The organism is Tardiphaga sp. (assembly GCF_028290785.1).
Taxonomy (GTDB): Bacteria; Pseudomonadota; Alphaproteobacteria; order Rhizobiales; family Xanthobacteraceae; genus Tardiphaga.
Map to the genome: position 1 here is coordinate 1 of NZ_JAQGJD010000002.1, position 6,609 is coordinate 6,609.

Genomic DNA, 6,609 nt, shown 5'->3' on the forward strand with positions numbered 1-6,609 from the left:
GCACTGGCGATGACCCGCGGCGAACCGCTGCTGTTCAAGGGCGAGGATTTTGCCAAGACCGACGTCATCCGCCCAGGCGATCCACCACGTCGATAAAGTGGCGCACCAGGCCAGCGCCATCACGCAAAACGCCGCCCGGTTTCCCGGGCGGCGTTTCTCTTGATACGTTCGCGAAAGCTGCTTACAGCAGCCCCGCGCCGCGTGCCCACTTGTACTTGGCGCCGAGCACTTCCACCGGCAGTTCGGTCGAGTACGCATAGGCAGGGATGCCGTTGTGGTAGAGATATTCCGCGGCCTCTTCGACTTCGACGTCGCCGGCGAGCGAGGCCACCATCGGCTTCTCGATGCCCAGCTTCTTCATCTCGTTCTTGATCTCGACCATGGTGCGGGCGAACACCATCGGCGGCGGCACGATGGTGTGACAGTAGCCGAGGATCAGGGCATGCACGCGCTCGTCGGTGAGGCCGAGCTTCACCGTGTTGACATAGGTGATCGGCGGTTCGCCGCCCGTGATGTCCACGGGATTGCCGGCCGCGCCAAAGGGCGGGATGAACTTGCGGAATGCAGCGTCGAGATCAGCAGGCATCGCCATCAGCGACATGCCGTTATCGACCACCGCATCCGACAGCAACACGCCGGAGCCACCGGCGCCGGTGATGATCAGCACGTTCTCGCCCTTCGGCGTCGGCAGCACGGGAATGCCGCGGGCGAATTCGAGCAGCTGGCGCAGCGAGCGGGCGCGGATCACGCCGGACTGCTTCAGCACGTCCTCGTAGATCTTGTCGTTGCCGGCGAGCGCGCCGGTGTGCGACGACGCCGCCTTGGCGCCGGCGGAGGTGCGGCCGGCCTTGAGAACCACGACGGGCTTGATCTTGGAGACGCGCTTGGCCGCTTCGGCAAAGGCGCGGCCGTCCTTCAGATCCTCGCAATGCTGCGCGATGATCGTTGTGTTGGGATCCTGTTCGAAGAAGGCGAGCAGATCGTCCTCGTCGATGTCGCTCTTGTTGCCGAGGCCGACGATCGCCGACACGCCCATCTTGGCCGAACGCGAGAAGCCGATGATCGCCATGCCGATGCCGCCGGACTGCGACGACAATGCCGCCGAGCCCTTGACGTCATAGGCGGTGCAGAACGTGGCGCACAGATTGGCCGGCGTGTAGTAGAAGCCGTAGATGTTCGGCCCCATCAGGCGAACATTGTACTTCTTGCCGATCTCGACGATCTCTTCCTGCAAGGCAGGCTCGTTGGCTTCGGCAAATCCCGACGGAATAAGAACGGCGCCGGGAATCTGCTTCTCGCCGCATTCAATCAGTGCGCCAGCGACGAACTTCGCGGGGATCGCGAACACCGCGGTATCGATTACGCCGGGTACGTCCTTGACGCTCTTGTAAGCCTTGCGACCCATGATCTCGGTGGCCTTCGGATGGATCGGATAGATCTCACCCTTGTAGCCGCCGTTGATCAGGTTCTTCATCACCGAATTGCCGATCTTGCCGTCTTCGGCGGAGGCGCCGATCACGGCGACCGCCTTCGGCATCATGATGCGGTTCATCGCCGTGACGATTTCCGCGTTGGAACGCGGCGCCGGGCGCGGTTTGTAGTCGAAATCGACGACGATGCGCACGTCGGCGGCAATGGCGTCCTTCTTGGTGGCGAATACCGGGTTGAGATCGAGCTCGACCATTTCCGGGAAGTCCGAGACCAGCTGCGACACCTTGACGATGATGTCGGCCAGCGCCTCGCGGTTGGCCGGATCGCCGCCGCGCACGCCCTTGAGCATCTCGGCCGCCTGGATGCCGTCGAGCATCGACATGGCATCGTCGTTGGTGGCCGGCGCGAGACGGAACGTCACGTCCTTCAGCACTTCGACCAGCACGCCGCCGAGGCCGAACGCCACCAGCTTGCCGAACGAACCGTCGGTGATCGAACCGATGATCACCTCGGTGCCGCCCATCAGCATCTGCTGGACCTGGATGCCTTCGATCTTGGCGTCGGCCTTGTACTTCTTGGCGTTGGCCAGAATGGTGTCGTAGGCCTTCTGGGCGTCTTCCGCGGTCTTGACGCCGACGATAACGCCGCCGGCCTCGGTCTTGTGCAGGATGTCCGGCGAGACGATCTTCATCACCACCGGGTAGCCCATGCCGTCGGCCATCTTCGCCGCTTCGGCAGCCGACTTGGCCACCCCTTCGCCGGGCACGGGAATGCCGTAGGCGTCGCAGACCAGCTTGCCTTCCGGGGCGGTAAGGCTGGTGCGCTTGTCGGCTTTGACAGCGTCCAGGATTTTGCGAACGGTGTCTTTTGCGGACGGCTCGGCGACCTGCTTGGCGAGATTCGATGGGGACATGGTTTCTTCTCCCTGACGCGATTTTTTAAGGTGACGGCATTGATGGCATTTGGTATGCCAGAAACATTCTTGTCAAGCTCGGTTGCGCTGCAAAAATGCCGAAAACTCCGGCAACTTGACACCGTGGTATTTGGTATGCCAAAAATCTGGCGTAAGTTATTCTGATATACGAACATCTCCAACGGAGATGATTCATGCCTGCTCGCAAACCAACCAAGGCGTCGCCCACTATGGCTGAGGCAGATATCGCGATTGTCCGGATCGCCCCGGAGACGAGCTTCAAGACCAAGGCTTACGACGCCTTGAAGGAAGCGATTCTCAAGATGGATATCTACACCACGGCCGAACCGGTGATGCTCGACGAGCGCGCGCTGTCGGAGCGCCTCGGCGTCAGCCGAACCCCGATCCGCGAAGCCATCGCGATGCTGGAACAGGACGGTTTCGTCAAGACCATGCCGCGCCGCGGCATCGTCGTTGTCAGGCGGACCAAGGTGGAGATCGTCGATATGATCCGCGCTTGGGCAGCGCTGGAAAGCATGGCCGCGCGCCTCATTACCACGACCGCGCGAAAGAAGGACATCTCGGCACTGCGCGACTTCTTCAAGGATTTTGACGCGGACCGGCTGCCGCAGGATCACGTCGAGGAGTATTCCAAGGCCAACATCGCCTTCCATCAGGCGCTGATCTCGCTGAGCGAGTCGCCGGTGCTGGTCGACATGACCAACGATATTCTTCTTCATGTGCGCGGCTACCGGCAGCTCACGATCGGACGCACCGACCGCACCGCCATCTCCCTGCCCGAGCATCTGGCGATCATCGAGGCGCTCGAAGAACGCAACACCGAACTCGCGGAAAAGCGCGCCCGCGATCACACGCTGGGGCTCGCCGCCTATGTCGAGGCGCACGGCCAGGAATTGTTCACGAAGGCCTCTTGAGAGAAGAGAGACCCGCTCGACCTCGCATCAACCATATCCATTCGCGACAACGCGCTACATCAAGAAAAAACAGGGAGAGCGGAATGACCGCAGTCGTACAGAGCATTGCCACCGTCGCCGATACCGAGCAGGAACTGACGGACGGCTTTCACCTTGTCATCGATGCGTTGAAGCTCAACGGCCTCAATACCATCTACGGCGTGCCGGGCATTCCGATCACCGACTTCGGCCGCATGGCGCAGGCCGAGGGCATTCGCGTTCTGTCCTTCCGCCACGAACAGGCCGCCGGCTACGCCGCCTCGATCGCCGGCTATCTCACCAAGAAGCCCGGCGTCTGTCTCACCGTGTCGGCCCCCGGCTTTCTCAACGGCCTCACGGCGCTGGCCCACGCCACCACCAACTGCTTCCCGATGATCCTGATCTCCGGCTCCTCGGAGCGCGAGATCGTCGATCTGCAGCAGGGCGACTATGAGGAGATGGACCAGCTCGCCATCGCCAAGCCGCTGTGCAAGGCGGCATTCCGCGTGCTGCACGCCGCCGACATCGGCATTGCCGTCGCCCGCGCCATCCGCGCCGCGGTGTCCGGCCGCCCCGGTGGCGTCTATCTCGATCTCCCCGCCAAGCTGTTCGGCCAGGTGATGGATGCCGAGGCCGGCCGCAAGTCGCTGGTCAAGGTGATCGATGCCGCGCCGGCGCAGCTCCCGGGCCCGGATTCGATCAAGCGCGCGCTCGACGTTTTGAAGTCGGCGAAGAAGCCGCTGATCATTCTCGGCAAGGGCGCCGCCTATGCGCAGGCCGACGACGCCATCAAGGCGCTGGTCGAAACCTCCGGCATTCCGTTCCTGCCGATGAGCATGGCCAAGGGCCTGTTGCCCGATACCCATCCGCAATGCGCCGGTGCCGCGCGTTCGACCGTGTTGAAGGATTCCGATGTCGTCATGCTGATCGGCGCCCGCCTCAACTGGCTGCTGTCGCACGGCAAGGGCAAGAGCTGGGGCGATGCGCCAAAGAAGTTCATCCAGATCGACATCGAGCCGAAGGAAATGGACTCCAACGTCGAGATCGTCGCTCCCGTGGTCGGCGACATCGGCTCCTGCGTCGCCGCTCTGTTTGCCGGCATCGGCAAGGACTGGACAAAGCCGTCGGCCGACTGGACATCAGCGATCACCAAGAAGCGCGACGACAATATCGCCAAAATGGCGCCGCGGCTGATGAACAACAACTCGCCGATGGACTATCACGGCGCGCTCGGCGTACTGCGCACCATCGTCGCAGAACGGCCTGACGCCATGCTGGTCAACGAAGGCGCCAACACCCTCGATCTCGCCCGCGGCATCATCGACATGTACAAGCCGCGCAAGCGCATCGATGTCGGCACCTGGGGCATCATGGGCATCGGCATGGGCTATTGCATCGCTGCGGCGATCGAGACCGGCAAGCCGGTTCTCGCGATCGAGGGCGACAGCGCGTTCGGCTTCTCCGGCATGGAGGTCGAGACGATCTGCCGCTACAATCTGCCGGTCTGCATCGTCGTCTTCAACAATGACGGCATCTATCGCGGCACCGACGTCAATCCGTCGGGCGGCGCGGACGTGGCACCCACCGTGTTCGTCAAGGGCGCGCGCTACGACAAGATGATGGAGGCCTTTGGCGGCGTCGGCGTCAATGCGACGTCACCGGACGAACTCAAGCGCGCCGTCAACGCCGCGATGGATTCCGGCAAGCCTACGCTCATCAATGCGGTGATCGATCCGGCTGCCGGCAGCGAGAGCGGCCGCATCGGCAACCTCAATCCGCAGAGCGTGCTGAAGAAGAAGAAATAAACCGACCTGACCGACGGGGTCGCAAGGCCCCGTCCCTTTCAATCCGCTGACGCGGCACAACACGACACGGGAGCAAGACCATGACCCAGGCGCTCAAGGGCGTTCGCATTCTCGATTTCACCCACGTCCAGTCCGGCCCGACCTGCACGCAGTTGCTGGCGTGGTTCGGTGCCGACGTGATCAAGGTCGAGCGACCCGGCGTCGGCGACATTACGCGGGGCCAGTTGCAGGACGTCCCCAACGTGGACAGCCTGTACTTCACCATGCTGAACCACAACAAGCGCTCGATCACCCTCGACACCAAGAACCCCAAGGGCAAGGAAGTGCTGGTCGCGCTGATCAAGTCCTGCGACGTGCTGGTGGAGAACTTTGGTCCGGGCGTGCTCGACCGCATGGGCTTTCCGTTCGAGAAGATCCAGGAAATCAACCCGAAGATGATCGTCGCCTCGATCAAGGGGTTTGGCCCCGGCCCCTATGAGGACTGCAAGGTCTACGAAAATGTCGCGCAGTGCACCGGCGGCGCGGCGTCCACCACCGGCTTCCGCGACGGTCTTCCCCTCGTTACCGGCGCGCAGATCGGCGACAGCGGCACCGGACTGCATCTGGCGCTCGGCATCGTCACTGCGTTGTATCAGCGCACGGTCACCGGCAAGGGCCAGAAGGTCACCGCCGCGATGCAGGACGGCGTGCTCAATCTGTCGCGCGTCAAGCTGCGCGACCAGCAGCGCCTCGCCCATGGTCCGCTGAAGGAATACAGCCAGTTCGGCGAAGGCATTCCGTTCGGCGACGCGGTGCCGCGCGCCGGCAACGATTCCGGCGGCGGCCAGCCCGGCCGCATCTTGAAGTGCAAGGGCTGGGAGACCGATCCCAACGCCTACATCTACTTCATCACCCAGGCGCCGGTATGGGAGAAGATCTGCGACGTGATCGGCGAGCCCACCTGGAAGACCGACCCGGCCTATTCCAAGCCGGCGGTACGGCTGCCCAAGCTCAACGAGATTTTTTCGCGCATCGAACAGTGGACGATGACCAAGACCAAGTTCGAGGCGATGGACATCCTCAACGAGGACGACATCCCGTGCGGCCCGATCCTCTCGATGAAGGAACTGGCCGAGGATCAGTCGCTGCGCGCCACCGGCACCGTGGTCGAGGTCGATCATCCCGAGCGTGGCAAATACCTCTCGGTCGGCAACCCGATCAAGATGTCGGATAGCCCGACCGAAGTGACGCGCTCGCCGCTGCTCGGCGAACACACCGACGAGATCCTGCGCCAGGTGCTCGGCTTCAGCGATCACCAGGTCGCCGAGATCCACGACTCCGGCGCCCTCGACCCGCCGCGCAAGGTCGCTGCGGAGTAAGCGACTTTTTCTCGCCAGACCGAGGCAGTCAGCACCATTAGGCTGAGGCACCGAGTTCGTCATGCCCGGCCTTGTGCCGGGCATCCACGTTCTCGAACAACATCGTGGGTGGCCGGGACATCTGGCGAAGCCGCGCTTCGCGCTTTAGC

Annotated in this window: 4 protein-coding genes; 3 read left to right on the forward strand and 1 reads right to left on the reverse strand. The window is 63.0% G+C overall.

The annotated features are described in order from the left end of the window. Window positions 1-181: 181 nt before the first annotated feature. Window positions 182-2,344 carry an acetate--CoA ligase family protein gene (locus JWR89_RS00150; protein WP_299710235.1) on the reverse strand — a complete coding sequence of 721 codons (2,163 nt, stop codon included), beginning with the start codon at window positions 2,342-2,344 and terminating at the stop codon, window positions 182-184. A gap of 194 nt (window positions 2,345-2,538) precedes the next feature. Between JWR89_RS00150 and JWR89_RS00155 the strand changes: the two genes are divergently transcribed. The 3 genes from JWR89_RS00155 (at window position 2,539) to frc (ending at window position 6,460) form a co-directional block, all read left to right on the forward strand. Then, window positions 2,539-3,279 (forward strand): GntR family transcriptional regulator, encoded by a 741-nt coding sequence (locus JWR89_RS00155; RefSeq protein ID WP_299710238.1) that lies wholly within the window; start codon window positions 2,539-2,541, stop codon window positions 3,277-3,279. A gap of 83 nt (window positions 3,280-3,362) precedes the next feature. Continuing rightward, window positions 3,363-5,102: an oxalyl-CoA decarboxylase gene (oxc, locus tag JWR89_RS00160; RefSeq protein ID WP_299710241.1), complete on the forward strand. Its 1,740-nt coding sequence runs from the start codon at window positions 3,363-3,365 to the stop codon at window positions 5,100-5,102. A gap of 80 nt (window positions 5,103-5,182) precedes the next feature. Next, the gene (frc, locus tag JWR89_RS00165) at window positions 5,183-6,460 is read left to right on the forward strand and encodes a formyl-CoA transferase (protein ID WP_299710244.1); all 1,278 of its coding nucleotides are present in this window, start codon (window positions 5,183-5,185) and stop codon (window positions 6,458-6,460) included. The last annotated feature ends 149 nt before the right edge of the window (window positions 6,461-6,609 follow it).